Raw genomic sequence first — 16,459 nt, forward strand, 5'->3', positions numbered from 1 at the left:
TGGTGGTTATCGCTTGATGGCTTCCACAGGGTCGCCGGCCGGCTCGCTGGCCGACGCGGTGCCAGCGTCGGCAGCCGTGGACCGGCGCGGTGGTTCGGCGGCAAACAGGCTACTCCAGTTATTGAAGCGGCGGTTGAAAAGCACCGACAGCCCGTTGATCGACCCGCCCTTGGCAATCAGCGACCAGCGGCGCGAGAACGCCCAGGTCAGCTTCACCACGTTCGACGCCGACGTCAGGCTCTGCTCGTAGCCCACGGAGATCTGCTCGGTCACGGCCTTGCCGACGCTGACCACCTGCTGGTCGTTCAGGCCCGCCGTGGACGGCCCGATCGAGAATTCGTCGATGCCGAGGTGCGAGACGATGCCCTTCCCCGCCCGGCCGCCGATCATGCCCAGCGCCGCGCCACCGAGCGCGCCGCCGCTCAACTGCCGCTGCTGGCCCGCCCCGGCGCTCTCCGCGCCGTAGCCGAACATCAGCCAAGACAGCTTGTCTTCCTCCGGCACATTCGGCTCCGACACCAGCCGCACGCGCGGAATCCGCACCGTGCCGGTAACCTCCACGCCCGCCTCCACCTCCTGGTTGCGGCGCATGGCGCGGATGTTGATGTTCGGATTGTCGATCGGCCCGTTGAAGTTGATGATGCCGCGCTCGATGTTGAGCTTGCGGCCGAACGCCTCGTACGTGCCATCCACCACGCGCACCGTTCCCGTGGCGCGCATCGGCGCCAGCGGCTCGCTCTTCACGCCGAGCTGGCCCGCGAGCTTGATGTCCGCGCCGGCGCCCCGGAAGCGGAAGTCGTCGCCCAGATCCACGGTGACGTCGATCAGCGGGCTGAAGCGGCTTGCCGGCTGGGACTCGGGCACCACCGGCGTGGCGGCGGTCTTGAGTTCGCGCTGGTCGCTGCGGCGCACCACCACCACGTCGTCGCCGAGCACCGGCGCGCCGGACTTGGGCAGGTCGAACAGGCCACGATCGACGCGGAACTTGCCGCGTATCGCAATCTGTTTGTTCTCGTTGGCGATGCCGGCCTCGCCCGAGACGATCAGCGTGCGCTCGGGGCTGGCAAATAGCTGGAGCTTGTCGGCCACGATCTTGGCGGTGAGGTTCGGGTCGGTCTCGCCCAGCTTGACGTTGCCGGTAGCCACCAGCGTGCCGTCTCCGCCCCGGAATCGCACTTCCTTCATTTCCACCGTGTTCTGGTCGAGCACGATATGGACCACGCCGTCGGTCAGGCGGATACCCTGGTCATACAGCGTCACGGCGATCTCGCTGCCGTCCAGGGTGCCGGTCAGCAGCGGATTGCCGACCGTGCCGCCGAGCCGCATCGCGGCGGCCAGCTTGCCCTCGAACGCGTACTGCGGGCCGGTCAGGGATTCCAGCGACTTCAACCGGGGGATGTCCGCCGACACTGTGCCGGCCAGCGTCGAAGCCGGCCCCACCGTCAGCAGCCCCTGCTCCTGCACCAGCCCTGCCGACGCATCGACGTCGATCTTGCCGATCCGTGCCGCCGTGGTGCCGCCGCGCAACGTGACCCGGTTGCCAACGAACTCGGCGCGCAGCGCGGTCTCGCCCAGCCCCAGCGTGGTCCAGCCCCGCCCGGCGCTGATCGAGGCGTCGCCACTGCGCCGGCGGATCTCGGCAAACCCGGTCGCCGTCTCGGCCAGGTTCAGGTTCCAGCGGCCGTCCAGCACGAGGTCCGAGCGCAGCGGCGGCGGCTCCCCGGTCAGCGTTTGCATCAGTTTCAAGATATTGGCCACCTCGACCCCATCGAGATTGCCCTGCGTGCGGATGCGGCCATGGTCGAACTCGAATCCGTCGATGTTGGCCGTGGCGCGCTCGAACAACAGCCGCGCCTGCCCGAGCCGGATGTGCTGGTCCGCCACCAGCAGCTGCGTCGGCGCCGCCAGCCGCACGATGGTCGTGCCGCGCAAGTCGAGCGTGCGGATGGTGCCGTTCCAGCCCTTGTCACCTTGCCACGCGCCCTGGCCAGCCAGCGTCAGCTGCATCGGCTGGCGGTTCACCGTGCCGGCCGCCTTGGCGTCGAAGGTGTGATTGCCCTGCGTGCCGCTCAGGTTGGCATCGAGCGTATGGACGGTGGCCTGCGGCCCCTGATAGTCGCGCGCGGCGAGTTGCACGGACACGGTGCCGTCCAGGCCGCCGCGCAGTTCGGCATGCCCGCTGGCGCTGGCCACCTTGTGCGGGCCGATCACCAGCGCCTGCGCGCTGTAGTCGCCCACCACCTCGGGACGCTTGAGCGTGCCGGTGACCTCGGCGTCCAGCTTGGCGCGCCCGGCCACGCCGAACTTGAGGCGCTCCAGTTGCGGGGCATCGACATTGACCTTGAGCCGGTCGCCGCGCGCGCCGAAGCTGCCGCGCAGGTTGACCTGATTGCCGGCCATCAGCAGGGACGCCTCGCTGGGCAGCAGCCGCCCGCCCTCAAGCCGGATCTTGCCGGTGCCGGTCATCGGCAGCCCGGCGTACTCGCTCTCGTGCAGACCGAAATCGAGCGCCACCCTGAGCACCTTGGCCAGCGAGCCCGTGGTCGAGAAATCGGCATTGATGCGGCCCGGCGCCACCTTGGCCAGCCGCGCCGGATCGAAATTGGCCAGCTTGCCCTTGAAGCTGAACGGCTGGGTGTCCTTGAGGCCGAGCTTGCCCTCGGCGGTCAGCGTGCCGGCGCCCAGCCCGGCGCGCAGCGCGGACAGCGTCACGGCGTCTTCGTCCACGCGCGCATCGGCAAACAGCTTCAGTTCGCCGCCGGCCAGGTCCAGCGCCACGCTCTGGCGGCCCGGCTCCAGCCGCAGGATCACCGGCCCGGAGAGATTGGTCGGCACCAGCGTTGTATACAGATCGGCCGCGTTGAGCCGGTGCACGTCGAGGTCGAAGCCGCCGCGTCCGTCGTGCAGCGCACCCTGCCCGACGATCTCGGCCTTGCCCGGCAGCGCGATGCGCAGGTCGCGCAGCGTCTGGGCCATCTCGCTGACCTCCACGCGCGCCCGCACGCTGTGCACCGGCAGCCGTTCCTTGTCGATGGGGCCGGGATCGAGGTTGCGCACGGTGACCTCGCCAGCCACGGCCAGCGGGTTGCGCGTGCGCGGCGCCGGCTGTGGCACCGGCGCGGAGGCCGATGCCGCCGAAGCCGCCGCCACCGCACTCGCCGTGGACTGCCCCGGCGCCGGCTGGGCGATCTGCGGCGGCGGTGCCACCGCTTCCACGGGGCGCAGCTCGGCATGCACGGTCAGGTTGGCCTGCGGCGCCGTGGGGCTGAACAGGCGCGGGTTGATCCGGTCCCCATCGATCAGCAGGTGGGTGAACGGCACCTTGCCGAACGGCGTCACGTCGATGCCGGCCCGCGCGCGGATGCGGTCGCCGGTGGCTTCCGCCTCGGCGCGCAGGGCGTCCAGCGCGCCGTTGGCCGTGGCCGATACGGCGAACGATTCGTCCTGCCAATGGCCCTCCAGCAGCGCCTCGGCGGAGAGCGCGAACGGCGCCTGCCCGGCAATCTGGGCGTTGGCCTGCAGCTTGCCGTACGGCGTGACGAGCTTGTCCACCACCACGCGGTGACGCATGCCATCGGAATGGAGCGCGCCGGCAAGATCGGAAAACACCTGCGGCGTGGCCGTTGCGGGCGGGCCCTGCAGCAGCGACAGTTCGGCAATCGTCAGCGTGTCGACGTCGATGGCCAGCGGCAACTCCAGCGACTTGGGCATCTGCGCCGGCCCGGTGTCCGGCGTGGGCGCGGACGGCGGCAGGCGCACGTCGATCTTGCCCAGGCGCAGCCATTCCACATGCAGGCGCGCCGGCGACCACGTCGCACTCCAGCGGCTATCGATCTTGTCGATGCTGACGCGCGTGTCGCCGCTGGCGTAGACCACATCGCGCAGCCGCAGGCCGCTGACGACCGTGCCGCCCTCGAACGTGCCGGCCAGCATGCCGGCGGAGAAGCGCGTGGCCAGCGTCCAGAGCTGGCGCGTGCCGGCCTCGGTGCGCAGCGCCACCACGGCGGTGGCGATGGCGGCGATCAGCAGCGCCAGCAGTACGGCCAGCGTCCAGCCGAGCACTCGCCAGACGCGGCGGCGTATTGGACGGGGGGGGCGCGGCGCGCGCGGTTCATCTTCATTGCGGCGGGGCACGGGTGGCATGTCCATATGCATCAGAACGCCACCCCAAGCGAGATATGCGGCCGGAACTGGTTCTGCTGGATGCCATAGGCGATGTCCAGCTGCACCGGGCCCACCGGACTGCGCCAGCGCGCGCCCACGCCCACGCCGTGATAGAGCTTCACGCCGTGCAGGTCGTTGGTGGCCGTGCCCATGTCCCAGAACGCCGCCACGCCCCATTCGGGCTTGAACCAGTACTGGTATTCCAGGCTGCCGGTGCCCAGGAAGCGCGCCGGCAGCACGCTGGCGCCGTTCGGCGTGCCGATCGACTGGTAGCTGTAGCCGCGGATGGAATCGGTACCGCCCGCGCGGAAGCGCAGCGAGGCCGGAATCAGCGCCGGATCGGCCGAGGTCATATTGGCACCCAGTTCCAGCCGGGCGATGAACAGGTCGCGGTTGCCCACTGGCACGTACTGGCGAATCCGGCCATACATGCGCAGGAAGGTGGCATCGCTCAGGATATTCTTGGCCGCCACCCCGATCTGCGTGCTGATGACGTTGCCCCGGCGCGGGAACACGGGGTTGTCCACGTCGCGGCGGGTCCAGGCGAAGGCCGGCACGAGCGCCTTCGAGATCTGCTCCGGCTGGCCGAACGGCACGAGGTTGTCGTAGTAGAAATCGAGCGACACGGTGGTGTCGTACTTCTCGCGCGAGCGCGAGCGCTTGAGGCCGGCGCGCCAGCTGGTCAGGTCGGTACTCTCGATGTCGATCGTGCGCTCGTAGCTGCTGTAGATGCTGTTGCGGTAGGTATGCGAGTCCGGCGGCATGGCCGCCTCGATAAAGCCGTACTGGCGCTTCTGCTCGATGCGCGCCTGGGTGTCGAGCACCCACGCGCGGTTGAACAGGTTGTAGTACGAGTAGCGGCCTTCCACCTGCGCGCCGGTATCGGTGGTGAAGCCGACACCGGAACTGACGCGGTGCGTCGGATATTCCCGCACGCGCACCTTCACGGGCGCCACCACGGTCTCGTCCTTCGCGGCGGCCTCGGCCGATTCGGCCGGCGTCGGCTCGGCCAGATCCACCTGCACATTGGAGAAGTACGGCTGGTTCTGGATCGCCCGCTGCAACTCCAGCAGCCGCTCTACGCGGTATGGCTCGCCCTCGCGGAGCGGGTTCACGTTGCGGACGATCTGTTCGGGATAGCGGCGCGTGCCCTCCACCTCGAGCGGCCCGAGCACGTAGGCCGGCCCGCTCTCGAAGCGCGCCGACAAATCGGCGGCATGCTCGTCCGGCTCCACCCGCGCGCGCGACGCCGTCTGCTTCGCGCCATAGTAGGTATGGCTTTGCAGGGCGACCAGCGCGTCTTCCTTGGCCTTGTCCCAGTCTGCCTGGCGGAACGGGTCGCCCACGGGCAGGCCCCACTTGGCGCGCATCTCGTTCACCTGCTGCGGGTTCTGCGTGGCGGCCGGGCCGGTCACCTCCAGGTCCACGCGCCGGATCAGCGTGCGCGCACCGGCGTCCACGCTGATATGGACCACGCGGCTGTCGCCCTCGCCGGTCACGGTGGCCTTGGTTTCGGGATCGAACCAGCCCTCGGTGGAGGCGAACTGGCGCACCTGCTCGCCCACAGTTTCCACCATGTAGGCGAACTGGTCTTCGGAAATGTCGGTGCGGGTGGTGTAGCGCGCGAGGTCGAGGTGTTCCTCGAGGATGTCCTTGAGGACCTTGGGGGCCTCGATCTCCACCTTGTAGGCAGCGCGGGCGGCCAGCGCCTCGGACGCCAGCAGCTGGATCAGCAGCCCGGCCAGCCCGAGCATCAGGGCCAGCCCTGCCCGGCGCAGGCGCGCGCGGCAACCGTCCCCGGCTTGGGGGGGCTGTGGGGGGCATTGCAACGCCCGGCTTGCGGCGCTCCTTGTGGCCACGTGACCCAAGTCGATCCTCATCCGTCCGTGTCGATCCGGCAAAGTCGCTATTTGACCACACCCGGCCCCGCGTCCGACGCCGGAATCGCGTCAAATTACACCGGAAACCGGCGCCCGGGGCCGCTTCCCGGTTCGCGCCCCAGACATCGTCCGCCGATTCCTCCTTGCCCGGTCGCCGATACGGTAAAATCGTGCCCCACTATTCCCCCACTCCGCCACCGGGCGGCGAGTTTCATCATGGCCATGTACGAATCGGAAATCACCCAGTTCATCAAGACGCTGAAGCAGGAACGCCCTGCCCTTGAAGCCGAGCAGCGTGAAGGCCGCGCCCTGCTGTGGGACAAGACCCCGATCGACCTCGAGGAACGCGCCCGCGCCAACGACTCGCGCGTGGCCCAGAAGCCGTACGTGTACTCGTCGGGCAACTAAGCCCGATTGAGCCCGATCCCGGCCCGCCCGATCCCGAACCCGACCTGACCCGGATGCATCCGAGCGAGAAAGACGCGCAGGAAAAGCTGACGCTGCCCGTGGAGCTGCCAACCGTGGCCCCTGCCGGCGGTGCGGCCTCGACCAGCCCCGGCGACATGGTCGACGGCATGGCCTTCGCGCGCCTGTACGGCGAGCCGCTGTTCAAGCTGCCGCAGGACCTCTACATCCCGCCCGACGCGCTCGAGATCTTCCTGGAAGCATTCGAAGGGCCGCTGGACCTCTTGCTGTACCTGATCCGCAGGCAGAACTTCAACGTGCTGGACATTCCGATGTCCCAGGTGACGCGTCAGTATCTTCTGTACATCGAGCAGATCCGCAAGACCAACCTCGAGCTGGCTGCCGAATACCTGCTGATGGCCGCGATGCTGATCGAGATCAAGTCGCGCATGCTGCTGCCGGTGAAGAAGGCCGACAGCGACGACGAAGCCGAGGATCCCCGCGCCGAACTGGTCCGCCGCCTGCTCGAATACGAGCAGATGAAGCTGGCCGCGCAGCGGCTGGACACCGTCCCGCAACTCGGCCGCGACTTCCTGCGCTCGCAGGTCTATATCGAGCAGAGCCTGTCGCCGCGTTTCCCGGACGTGGAAACGATTGACCTGCAGTCCGCCTGGGCTGACGTGCTCCGGCGCGCCAAGCTCAACCAGCATCACAAGATCTCGCGCGAGGAACTCTCCGTGCGCGAGCACATGAGCCAGATCCTGCGGCGTTTGCAGCACTCCAGGTTCATGGAGTTCACCGAACTGTTCGACGACGCCATCCGCTCCGGCAAGGGCGTGCCGGTGGTGGTGGTGAACTTCATCGCCATGCTGGAACTGTCCCGCGAGGCCCTCGTCGAGATCACGCAGGCCGAGCCGTTCGCACCAATTTATGTGCGATTGACGTACACGCCGACCTGATTCCCACGGGTCAAGCCGCCGAGGCGGCATTTCGAATGGCGCGGATGCTCTACAATCCGCCGACAACCGGCCATCCCCCGTTTCAGCGATTTCAAGAGCCGGTGCACCCCGGGCACGCACCCGGGCGCTCTCCTACCACGACAGCACACCACGTACATGAAAGTCATTTCCTCTATCCAAGAGCTGCGGGACCAGTTGCGCGGGCAGAATCGCGCGGCGTTTGTCCCCACCATGGGCAACCTGCATGAAGGCCACCTGTCGCTGATGCGCCTGGCCCGCCAGCATGGCGACCCGGTGGTGGCATCGATCTTCGTCAACCGGCTGCAGTTCGGCCCGAACGAGGACTTCGACAAGTACCCGCGCACGCTGCAGGACGACATCGAAAAGCTGCAGAGGGAAGGCGTCTACGTGCTGTTCGCGCCCACCGAGCGCGACATGTACCCGGAGCCGCAGGAATACCGCGTGGAGCCGCCGCACGACCTGGGCGACATCCTCGAAGGCGAGTTCCGCCCCGGCTTCTTCAAGGGCGTGTGCACGGTGGTGATGAAGCTGTTCTCGTGCGCCCAACCGCGCGTAGCCGTGTTCGGCAAGAAGGATTACCAGCAGCTGATGATCGTGCGCCGCATGGTCAAGCAGTTCGCGCTGCCGATCGACATCATCCCGGCGGAAACCATCCGCGCCGAGGACGGGCTCGCGCTGTCGTCGCGCAACCGCTACCTGACCGAGACCGAGCGCGCCGAAGCACCGATGCTCTATAAGTCTCTCCATGAGGTGCGGGATACGGTACTCGCGGGCGACAAGGTCGACCTGCTCCAGGTGGAAGCCGATGCCGTCACCAAGCTGGCCGCGCGCGGCTGGAAGCCCGACTACGTGTCCATCCGCAAACGCGAAAACCTGCAAGCCCCCACCCGCGAGGAATTCGCCGCCGGCGAACCGCTGGTCGTGCTGACCGCCGCCAAACTGGGCGCGACGCGGTTGATCGATAACCTCGAGATTTGAGGTTTCAGCGTCTCGCTGCAAAAAGCCCGTCGCTGCGCGGGCTTTTTTTCGGCCCATCGGTAATGCATTTGCATTGCTCAGGTAATGCACTTGCATTACCATGACGGCATTGTGTTGAGGAGTTCCACCATGCCGCTCGTGTACCACGCGCCCGAGGAGGCCGTTGTCGAGGCGGAATCGTCGCTGACCGACCGATTCCAGACCACCGTGCCCGACGTCATCCGGCGCGCGTTGAAACTTGAGCGCCGCGACAAGATCCGTTACGTGGTGCGGCCAAGTGGCGAAGTCGTCATGCAGCGAGCAACGGGCGCGACGGTATCCCATGACCCGGCACTCGCCCCCTTCCTGGACCTGCTGGAGCGCGACATCGCCCAGCATCCGGAACGCCTGCGTGCGCTGAGCGTGGATCTGCTGGCCCGGATCGACGAACTCACGCGTCAAATCGGGATCGACCTCGACGCCCCGCTGCCGGACGAAGACTGATGGCAGAGCCGCAAACCGAGACCCCGGTCGTCAACGGGTGGCGGTTGTACGCCCATCCGTTGTTCATCGATCAACTGACGTCGCTGACCATCACCGTCGAGGGGCTGGCAAGAAAAGATCCGGAAGGCTATCGGCAGAAGAACGCCGCGAAGCGGCTCAGGGCGATCTTCGAGTTGATGATGAACAGGATTCCGTCCGACCCGTCGAACGCCGAATACCGGCTCGGGGGGACGCTGGGCGACACGCACAAGCACTGGTGCCGCGCGCGGTTCTTCCAGCAGTACCGGCTGTTCTACCGCTTCAACGCGCAGCAGAAGGTCATCGTGTTTGGCTGGGTCAACGACGAGACCACCAAGCGCGCCTACGAAAGCAAGACCGATGCGTACCGCGTGTTCGCGAAGATGCTGGCGAACGGCAATCCGCCCGACGACTGGGACAGCCTGCTGGCCGCGGCGCAACTGGCCGAGCGAGAGCTTGCTGGCCTCGTCACGCCGCTGCGCAGTGTCTCGATGAACTAACCCCCCGCTCACCCCGCCCGCAGCATCCTCTCCCGTTCCCGCGCCAGATGGCGGCGGTGGCCGCTGCGGCGTTTCCACCAGATCAGCACGCCGGTGATGGCGAAGATCAGGGGGATCAGGCCGAAGGCGGTGATGAAGGCGCGGCCCGGGGTGCCGAAGGCTTCGCCGGAGTGCAGCGGGTACAGCCAGGTGATGAGGGTGTCGCCGGACGGCGTTTCCGCAGCCAGCGGGTCGCGGGCGCCGAGGCGCTGGCCCGTGTAAGCGTCCAGCCAGAGGCGCGTGGAGCCGCTGTCGTTACGGACTTCGCCGGGCTGGCGCACGCGCATCTCATAGGAATCGCCCGGCTTGCGGGGCAGGCCGATGCGCGTGACCAGCGCGTTCGGATACTCGCGCTGGGCGGCCGTCATGGCCTGGGCCGGGGTGATCGCGTGCACGCCAGCCGGCGGCGTGGCCGACTGCGGCTTGTCGTTGGGGCTCACCGTCATCACGCTACTGATGATCGGCGTGACCCACTTCGGCAAATTCAGGTACCAGCCCGAGAACGCGATGGTGGCCAGCACCGGCGCCACGAAGATGCCGCCCGCCCGGTGCAGCGTGTAGGTGAAGCGCGACCACGAGCCGCCGTGCGCAATGCGCACCGACTGCTTCAGCCCGCGCGCCGTCAGCTTCGGCAGCCACAGCACGATCCCCACCAGCACCAGGATCAGCAGCATCATGCCGCCCACGCCGGTGATGGTCTTGCCGGTCTCGCCGCTCAGCAGGTAGCGATGCAGGTGGAACAGCGTCGGCATCAGTTGCTGGCGCGACAGCCCCGGAATGCCCCAGAACCGCTCACCCTTCACGGTCAACGTGATCGGATCGATCATCACCTGCCGGGAGCGCCCCAGCCCGGCCTCGGGCCCCTTGAGCGGGTAATAGGCGGTGAACACGCCGTGCTCGTGCGTGGGCAGCATCAGCAGGTTCGGCTTGCCGTACTGCGGGTCGGCCATCAGCTTGGCGGTCACCGTCTCCACCGTGGCCGCACCCACCGGAATCCGCGCCGACGAGGACGCCACGAGCAGGTCCGGGTTGAGCCAGGTGTCCAGTTCCTCGCGCCACGCAATCATGGTGCCGGTCAGGCCCATCAGCACGAACAACAGGCCGAAAGTCAGGCCGATATAGAGATGGAGCTTGAGGAAGACGGTACGAAGACGGCCGGAGACCATGGTGTCAGGGGCGGATTGGGGATTGTAGAGTGCCGCATCAGTCACTAAATAACGTGCCGATTCACCACACCAGAGGCGATCGCTCGGCATCTGTGGGGCAGCCCGCAAATGCAAATGCGAAGAATTCGCGATTCTAACAGTGGCACGTTAAGATCGGTGATCGTGCGGGGGCGTTGCCGTCGTGCGCTGCCCACACCTGCCCTGCCATGTCCGATATCGAACTCGCCCCCGCCACGGCCGCTGACGCGGACCTGCTGGCCGCGCTGCACACCGACAGCTGGCGCCGCGCCTATGGCGGCCTGATTCCCACCGAATACCTCGAAGACCACGCCCCGGCCGAGCGCCTCGCCACCTGGCGCGCGCGCATGCTGGAGGACGCCGAGGCGCCGCTGATCGTCACCATCCTGCGCGTGGACGGCAAGCCGGCCGGCTTCAGTTGCCTGATGCCGCTGGCCGAACCGGGCTACGGCATCTACCTCGACAACCTCCATGTGATGGCCGATTACCAGGGCTTCGGCCTCGGCAAGCGGCTAATGACGCACTGCGCCGCGCGCGTGGCCTACGAATGGCCCGGCAAGCCCCTGTTTCTCTATGTGCTGGATGGCAACGCCCAGGCGCGGGCGTTCTACCAGGCGCTGGGCGGCGAGGAATCGGCGAGTTTCGACGACCCGTTCCCCGGCACCGACCTGATGGTGCCGATCCGCCGGGTGACGTGGGTCGATGTGGACGCGCTGCTGCGACGGCTGACCGGGAGTTCAGGCGGCTGAAGGGGAAGGCGCGGCCGGCTGCATCGCCGAACCCCCATCGAGCCAGTGCAAAATCGGCTGCCACTGCTCCCAATCCCGCGCCACGCGTGACGGCGCCACGTCCCACAGCGTCAGCCCGTGCGCGGCCAGTTGCACGTAGTTCTGCGTATCGCGCAGGTAGCCGAGCACCGGCAAGCCAAGACCTTCGACAAATCGTTGCAATTGCTCGGCCGCGCGCGTGCGCATATCCACGCGCATGCCGATCACGCCGACGGCTACCTCGCCGTGGCGCACGCGCTTTTCATCGGCCAACTTGGTGAGGAAGTCCTGGGTGGCGAGGATGTCGAACATCGACGGCTGCAGCGGCACCACCACGCGGTGCGCCAGCTTCATGACATCGCCGAAGCGCCAGCCGTGCAGGCCGGCCGGGGTGTCCAGCACCACGTGGGTGGTGCCCTTGGGTGGCCGGGCGATGTGATCGCCATTGATTTCCCAGGTGCGGATGGGCGGCGCGGCGGCCGGACGCAGCCCCAGCCAGGCGCGCGAGGACTGCTGGCGATCCGTGTCGCCCAGCATCACGGCATGGCCGTGGCGGGCGAAATAGCCCGCCAGATTGGTGGCCAGCGTGGTCTTGCCCACGCCGCCCTTGGGATTCGCGATCACGACTACCGGCATGAAAAGCTCCAGGAACCGATGGCTGCGATAGTCTACCGGCTCGGCGCCCCGGACTGAATGGTCAGGACTGCCCTGAAAGCGGTCCGAGCAACGCAGCCAGGTCGAGATGGGCGGCCATGGTGTCCGCCAGCCGGTCGATCGATGCCTCCCGCAGCGCGTCGAGGTCCACCCCCTCCGCGTGCCGCAAACCGGCCCAGCGCAACAGCGCGCCGCACGCGGCGGGGTCGTCGAACAGGCCGTGGACGTAGGTCGCCAGCACCTGAGCGTCGTCCGAACGGGCGCCATCGGGCCGCCCGGCCCCATCGCCCGAAATGTTGTCTTCCAGCCACAAAGCGGGCCGATCCAGCGCCGGCCCCTCGGTCACGCCGAGGTGGATCTCGTAGCCGCGTACCGGCGCCGCGTCATCGCCCGCCAGCCGGCCGCCGACCTGCCGCAACTGCTTTTCCGGGGCCAGCGTGGTGTCGAAGTCGAGCCAGCCGAGGCCGTCGCTGCTGCCGGCCGGGCCTTCACGGCCGTCCGGGTCATGAATCCGCCGGCCCAGCATCTGCATGCCGCCGCAGATGCCGATCAGTTTGCCGCCATAGCGCAGATGCCGCGCCAGCGCGTGGTCCCAGCCGTTGGCGCGCAGGAAGGCCAGGTCCGCGCGCACGCTCTTGCTGCCGGGCAGGATCACGAGGTCCGCCGGCGGCACCGGCATGCCCGGGCCGATGAAACGCAGGTCCACGCCGGGATGGGCGCGCAGGGCGTCGAAATCCGTATGGTTCGAGATGCGCGGCAGCACCGGCACGATCACGCGCAGCACGTCGTCGCCATCCCGGGCGGGCTGGGCGTCGATGATCGCGTCCTCGGCATCGAGGTGCAGCCCGTGCAGGTAAGGCAGCACGCCGAACACCGGCTTGCCGGTGCGCGCGGTCAGCCAGTCGAGCCCCGGCTCCAGCAGGCGGATATCCCCCCGGAAGCGGTTGATGATGAAACCGGTCACGCGCGCGCGCTCGGTCTCGGACAGGCAATCGAGCGTACCCACCAGATGGGCAAACACGCCGCCCCGGTCGATATCGGCCACCAGCACCACCGGGCAGTCCACCCGCTCGGCAAACCCCATGTTCGCGATGTCGCGGTCGCGCAGGTTGATTTCGGCGGGGCTGCCGGCGCCCTCCACCAGCACCACTTCGTACGCCTGTTTCAGGCGGTCGTGACTCTCCAGCACGGCGGCCATCGCCTGCGGCTTGTAGGCGTGATAGGCGCGGGCGTCCAGATCCATGCGCGCGCGGCCGTGGATGATGACCTGCGCGCCGATGTCGCTGCTCGGCTTGAGCAGCACCGGGTTCATGTCCGTATGGGGGGCGAGCCCCGCCGCCTGCGCCTGCAACGCCTGCGCGCGGCCGATCTCGCCGCCATCGACGGTCACCGCGCTGTTCAGCGCCATGTTCTGCGGCTTGAACGGCACCACCGCCGCACCGGCGCGCGCCAGCACGCGGCACAGGCCGGCGACGATGGTGCTCTTGCCTGCATCGGAGGTGGTGCCCTGGACCATCAGGGTGCCGCGCAGGGCACGCCCGCCGGCCAGCGGCGCAGCGCTGGAAATAGTTTTCGATTGCATGGCGCGATTATCGCAGCGTCGTTGCCCGGCCGGTGCGCCACGCGCGGTGGCCCTGCAAGTTCCATGCGTGCGGGCACCGCATGCCGCCGCTACAATACGCCGGATGGAAACCAAGGCCATCGCCAAGTCACTCGGCATCACCGGACCCGCCGACCCCGCGTCGGCCGGCGCCGCCGTTGCCAGCACGCCCGAGACGGAGACCGCGCCGCAGCCGCAGGCCGGCACGGCGGTCCCGCGCATGCTCACGCTGGTGCTGGGCGGGGCGCGCTCGGGCAAGAGCCATTTCGCCGAACAGCTCGCCACGGACCACGCCACGCTGACGTGCGGCCCGGTGACCTACATCGCCACCGCGCGCCATGACGCCGAGCCGGCCGACGAGGAAATGGAGCTGCGCATCGCGCTGCACCGCGCCCGCCGCCCGGCCGACTGGGCGCTGGTGGAGGAGCCGGTACACCTAGCCGACGCCCTTTACGCGCACGCGCGCCATGACGGCTGCATCCTCGTCGATTGCGTCACGCTCTGGCTCAACAACCTGATCTTCGACGAGAACCGCGCCTACCCCGAGTACGGCGTGATTACCCCACCGCCCGCCTTCACCGAGGAAATCGACGCGCTGCTCACCGCGCTGCCGATGCTGCCGGGCCACGTGATCCTGGTCTCCAACGAGATCGGCTTCGGCGTGGTGCCCACGGGCGCCATCACCCGTTTCTACGTGGACGAACTGGGCCGCCTGAACCAGAAGCTGGCCGCCGCCGCAGACCGCGTGCGCCTGCTCGTGGCCGGCATTCCGGTTGCGGTCAAGGGCGCCGACCCCGCGTGATCTTCCCACCATGTTGATGATGTCCTGGGCGGCCTGCGTGGCCGCCGCGCTCGCCGGCGTGCTGCTGGACCGCTGGCTGGGCGAGCCGCGCCGCTGGCATCCGCTGGTCGGCTTCGGCCGTCTGGCCGCCGCGCTGGAAGCGCGTCTTAATCGCCCCGCATGTTCCTCACTACGCCAACGCACCGCCGGACTGCTGGCCTGGGCGACGATGGTGCTCGTGCCGGCCGCACTGGCCTGGGGGCTGGTCGCGCTTGCGCAGCAGGCGCACCCGGCGCTGGCCTGGGCGCTGCACGCGGTGGCGCTCTACGCGGCGCTGGGCGCGTGCAGTCTGACGCAGCACATCGCGCCGATTGCCGCCGCGCTGGCGCGCCATGACCTGGTCGATGCCCGCCGGCTGACCGCGCGCATCGTCTCCCGCGACACCACCGATGCCGACGCCGAGGCGCTGGCCCGTGCCGCCTGCGAATCGGCGCTGGAAAACGGCAACGATGCGATCTTCGGCGCGCTGTTCTGGTTCTTTATCGGCGGCGCCCCGGCGGCGATCGTGTTCCGGCTCGCCAATACGCTCGACGCGATGTGGGGCTATCGCACGCCGCGCCTGCTGCATTTCGGCTGGGCCGCCGCGCGGATCGACGATGGCCTCAACCTGATCCCCGCCCGGCTGACCGCGCTGACCTATGCGCTGCTCGGCGCTACCGGGCAGGCGCTGCGCTGCTGGCGCACGCAGGCGCCCGCGTGGTCCAGCCCCAACGCGGGTCCGGTGATGGCGGCCGGCGCCGGCGCGGTGGGCGTGGCGCTCGGTGGCGGCGCGCGCTATCACGGCGAGTGGGAGGAGCGGCCGCCCCTCGGCGTGGGCGAGCGGCCCGGCGCGGCCCATGTCGATGCCTGCCTGCGGCTGGTGCAACGCACACTGTGGCTCTGGCTCGGGCTGGCGATGCTGAGCGTGCCGCTGGCGATGACGATGGGGATGGCCCCATGACCGCCATCGCCCCGATCCGCCATGGCGGCAACCTGCTCGCCGCCGCGCGCCGTTATGGCCGGCCCGTGGCCGAATGGCTCGACCTGTCCACGGGCATCAATCCGGACGGCTACCCGGTGCCGCCGCTGCCCGCCGAGGTCTGGCAACGGCTGCCGCAGGATGACGACGCCCTGGCGGACATCGCCGCGCGCGCCTACGGCGGTGCGCACGCGTTGCCGGTCGCCGGCTCGCAGGCGGCCATCCGCACGCTACCGCGCCTGCTGCGGCCCGGGCGGGTGGGCATTGCCGCGCTCGGGTACAGCGAGTACGCCCCGGCGTTCGCGCTGGCCGGGCACACGGTCGTGCCGCTCGATGAAGCCGATTTCGCCCGGGTCGATCTGGCCGATGACCTCGACCATCTGGTGGTCGTGAATCCGAACAACCCCACCGCACGGCTGCTGCCGGCGCAGACGCTGCGCCACTGGCATCGGCAAGTGGCGGCCCGGCACGGCACGCTGGTCGTGGACGAAGCCTTCATGGATGCGCTGGCCGCGCCGTCGCTGGTGGCGGACGCCGCCGCGCCGGGCCTCGTCGTGCTGCGCTCGCTCGGCAAGTTCTACGGGCTGGCGGGCGTGCGCTGCGGCTTCGTGTTCGCGGCGCCGGACCTGCTCGCGGCACTTGGCGATCAGCTCGGCCACTGGACCGTCTCCGGACCGGCGCGCGCCGTCGCCCAGCATGCCCTCACCGATGCCGATTGGCAGCACGCCGCGCGCGTCAGGCTCGCCGCCGCTGGCCAGCGGCTGGCCATGCTGCTGCGCGAGCACGGGCTGGCCCCGGTGTCGCAGCCGCTGTTCAGCTGGATCCCCGATGCCCGCGCGCCGGCCCTGCACGCGGCGCTGGCGCAGCAAGGCGTGTGGACCCGGCTGTTCGATGCGGCCGGCGGCTGCCCCGCCAGCCTGCGCCTGGGCCTGCCGCCCGATGACGAACCCTGCTGGCGCCGGCTTGACCGCGCGCTGGCCGACGCCACCTCCTCTCTCGCACCCTGAC

General features: G+C 68.9%; 14 protein-coding genes. 9 read left to right on the forward strand and 5 right to left on the reverse strand.

The window, feature by feature from the left end; all coding sequences use genetic code 11:
* Nucleotides 1-6: 6 nt before the first annotated feature.
* On the reverse strand, nt 7-4,155 hold the full coding sequence (locus AC1DFU_RS18060; protein ID WP_441590703.1) for a translocation/assembly module TamB domain-containing protein: 4,149 nt from the start codon (nt 4,153-4,155) through the stop codon (nt 7-9).
* Complete coding sequence (locus tag AC1DFU_RS18065) at nt 4,155-5,918, reverse strand: autotransporter assembly complex protein TamA (protein WP_092290699.1); 1,764 nt, start codon at nt 5,916-5,918, stop codon at nt 4,155-4,157. Before AC1DFU_RS18065 ends, AC1DFU_RS18060 begins: the two co-directional genes overlap by 1 nt.
* A 342-nt stretch (nt 5,919-6,260) precedes the next feature.
* On the opposite strand from AC1DFU_RS18065, the gene AC1DFU_RS18070 reads away from it, so the two are divergent.
* The 5 genes from AC1DFU_RS18070 (at nt 6,261) to AC1DFU_RS18090 (ending at nt 9,408) form a co-directional block, all read left to right on the forward strand.
* Nucleotides 6,261-6,452, forward strand: a complete 192-nt coding sequence (locus AC1DFU_RS18070) for a DUF3460 family protein (protein ID WP_092290701.1) — start codon at nt 6,261-6,263, stop codon at nt 6,450-6,452.
* A gap of 53 nt (nt 6,453-6,505) precedes the next feature.
* A complete protein-coding gene (locus AC1DFU_RS18075; RefSeq protein WP_092290703.1) occupies nt 6,506-7,408 on the forward strand; it encodes a segregation and condensation protein A in 903 nt (300 codons plus the stop codon).
* Nucleotides 7,409-7,564: 156 nt separating this feature from the next.
* Complete coding sequence (gene panC, locus AC1DFU_RS18080; RefSeq protein ID WP_441590705.1) at nt 7,565-8,407, forward strand: pantoate--beta-alanine ligase; 843 nt, start codon at nt 7,565-7,567, stop codon at nt 8,405-8,407.
* A gap of 129 nt (nt 8,408-8,536) precedes the next feature.
* Nucleotides 8,537-8,890 carry a type II toxin-antitoxin system PrlF family antitoxin gene (locus AC1DFU_RS18085; RefSeq protein WP_441590707.1) on the forward strand — a complete coding sequence of 118 codons (354 nt, stop codon included), beginning with the start codon at nt 8,537-8,539 and terminating at the stop codon, nt 8,888-8,890.
* Nucleotides 8,890-9,408 carry a type II toxin-antitoxin system YhaV family toxin gene (locus AC1DFU_RS18090; RefSeq protein WP_092290709.1) on the forward strand — a complete coding sequence of 173 codons (519 nt, stop codon included), beginning with the start codon at nt 8,890-8,892 and terminating at the stop codon, nt 9,406-9,408. Before AC1DFU_RS18085 ends, AC1DFU_RS18090 begins: the two co-directional genes overlap by 1 nt.
* Before the next feature lie 8 nt (nt 9,409-9,416).
* On the opposite strand, the gene AC1DFU_RS18095 is transcribed toward AC1DFU_RS18090, so the two are convergent.
* Nucleotides 9,417-10,613: a PepSY-associated TM helix domain-containing protein gene (locus AC1DFU_RS18095; RefSeq protein ID WP_441590709.1), complete on the reverse strand. Its 1,197-nt coding sequence runs from the start codon at nt 10,611-10,613 to the stop codon at nt 9,417-9,419.
* 206 nt (nt 10,614-10,819) lie between these two features.
* On the opposite strand from AC1DFU_RS18095, the gene AC1DFU_RS18100 reads away from it, so the two are divergent.
* On the forward strand, nt 10,820-11,380 hold the full coding sequence (locus tag AC1DFU_RS18100; RefSeq protein WP_441590711.1) for a GNAT family N-acetyltransferase: 561 nt from the start codon (nt 10,820-10,822) through the stop codon (nt 11,378-11,380).
* Here the strand turns inward: AC1DFU_RS18100 and AC1DFU_RS18105 are convergent.
* Nucleotides 11,369-12,034 (reverse strand): nucleotide-binding protein, encoded by a 666-nt coding sequence (locus tag AC1DFU_RS18105; RefSeq protein WP_441590713.1) that lies wholly within the window; start codon nt 12,032-12,034, stop codon nt 11,369-11,371. The genes AC1DFU_RS18100 and AC1DFU_RS18105 overlap by 12 nt on opposite strands.
* A gap of 61 nt (nt 12,035-12,095) precedes the next feature.
* Nucleotides 12,096-13,568 carry a cobyric acid synthase gene (locus AC1DFU_RS18110; RefSeq protein ID WP_441590756.1) on the reverse strand — a complete coding sequence of 491 codons (1,473 nt, stop codon included), beginning with the start codon at nt 13,566-13,568 and terminating at the stop codon, nt 12,096-12,098.
* Between the two features lie 169 nt (nt 13,569-13,737).
* Here AC1DFU_RS18110 and cobU point away from each other — a divergent pair, with 169 nt between their 5' ends.
* The 3 genes from cobU to cobD are packed head-to-tail and all read left to right on the forward strand — an operon-like array spanning nt 13,738 to nt 16,458.
* Nucleotides 13,738-14,454 (forward strand): bifunctional adenosylcobinamide kinase/adenosylcobinamide-phosphate guanylyltransferase, encoded by a 717-nt coding sequence (cobU, locus tag AC1DFU_RS18115; protein ID WP_092290717.1) that lies wholly within the window; start codon nt 13,738-13,740, stop codon nt 14,452-14,454.
* A gap of 10 nt (nt 14,455-14,464) precedes the next feature.
* Nucleotides 14,465-15,433 (forward strand): adenosylcobinamide-phosphate synthase CbiB, encoded by a 969-nt coding sequence (gene cbiB / locus AC1DFU_RS18120; protein ID WP_441645485.1) that lies wholly within the window; start codon nt 14,465-14,467, stop codon nt 15,431-15,433.
* Nucleotides 15,430-16,458 (forward strand): threonine-phosphate decarboxylase CobD, encoded by a 1,029-nt coding sequence (gene cobD, locus AC1DFU_RS18125; protein WP_092290721.1) that lies wholly within the window; start codon nt 15,430-15,432, stop codon nt 16,456-16,458. Before cbiB ends, cobD begins: the two co-directional genes overlap by 4 nt.
* The last annotated feature ends 1 nt before the right edge of the window (nt 16,459 follow it).

The organism is Cupriavidus sp. 10L45 (genome assembly GCF_056395225.1).

What these genes read in the sequence shown, in the direction of transcription:
- AC1DFU_RS18060 (WP_441590703.1), bottom strand. Translation starts at nt 4,155, where the DNA reads ATGCATATGGACATGCCACCCGTGCCCCGCCGCAATGAAGATGAACCG.
- AC1DFU_RS18065 (WP_092290699.1), bottom strand. Translation starts at nt 5,918, where the DNA reads ATGCTCGGGCTGGCCGGGCTGCTGATCCAGCTGCTGGCGTCCGAGGCG.
- AC1DFU_RS18070 (WP_092290701.1), top strand. Translation starts at nt 6,261, where the DNA reads ATGGCCATGTACGAATCGGAAATCACCCAGTTCATCAAGACGCTGAAG.
- AC1DFU_RS18075 (WP_092290703.1), top strand. Translation starts at nt 6,506, where the DNA reads ATGCATCCGAGCGAGAAAGACGCGCAGGAAAAGCTGACGCTGCCCGTG.
- panC (WP_441590705.1), top strand. Translation starts at nt 7,565, where the DNA reads ATGAAAGTCATTTCCTCTATCCAAGAGCTGCGGGACCAGTTGCGCGGG.
- AC1DFU_RS18085 (WP_441590707.1), top strand. Translation starts at nt 8,537, where the DNA reads ATGCCGCTCGTGTACCACGCGCCCGAGGAGGCCGTTGTCGAGGCGGAA.
- AC1DFU_RS18090 (WP_092290709.1), top strand. Translation starts at nt 8,890, where the DNA reads ATGGCAGAGCCGCAAACCGAGACCCCGGTCGTCAACGGGTGGCGGTTG.
- AC1DFU_RS18095 (WP_441590709.1), bottom strand. Translation starts at nt 10,613, where the DNA reads ATGGTCTCCGGCCGTCTTCGTACCGTCTTCCTCAAGCTCCATCTCTAT.
- AC1DFU_RS18100 (WP_441590711.1), top strand. Translation starts at nt 10,820, where the DNA reads ATGTCCGATATCGAACTCGCCCCCGCCACGGCCGCTGACGCGGACCTG.
- AC1DFU_RS18105 (WP_441590713.1), bottom strand. Translation starts at nt 12,034, where the DNA reads ATGCCGGTAGTCGTGATCGCGAATCCCAAGGGCGGCGTGGGCAAGACC.
- AC1DFU_RS18110 (WP_441590756.1), bottom strand. Translation starts at nt 13,568, where the DNA reads ATGGTCCAGGGCACCACCTCCGATGCAGGCAAGAGCACCATCGTCGCC.
- cobU (WP_092290717.1), top strand. Translation starts at nt 13,738, where the DNA reads ATGGAAACCAAGGCCATCGCCAAGTCACTCGGCATCACCGGACCCGCC.
- cbiB (WP_441645485.1), top strand. Translation starts at nt 14,465, where the DNA reads ATGTTGATGATGTCCTGGGCGGCCTGCGTGGCCGCCGCGCTCGCCGGC.
- cobD (WP_092290721.1), top strand. Translation starts at nt 15,430, where the DNA reads ATGACCGCCATCGCCCCGATCCGCCATGGCGGCAACCTGCTCGCCGCC.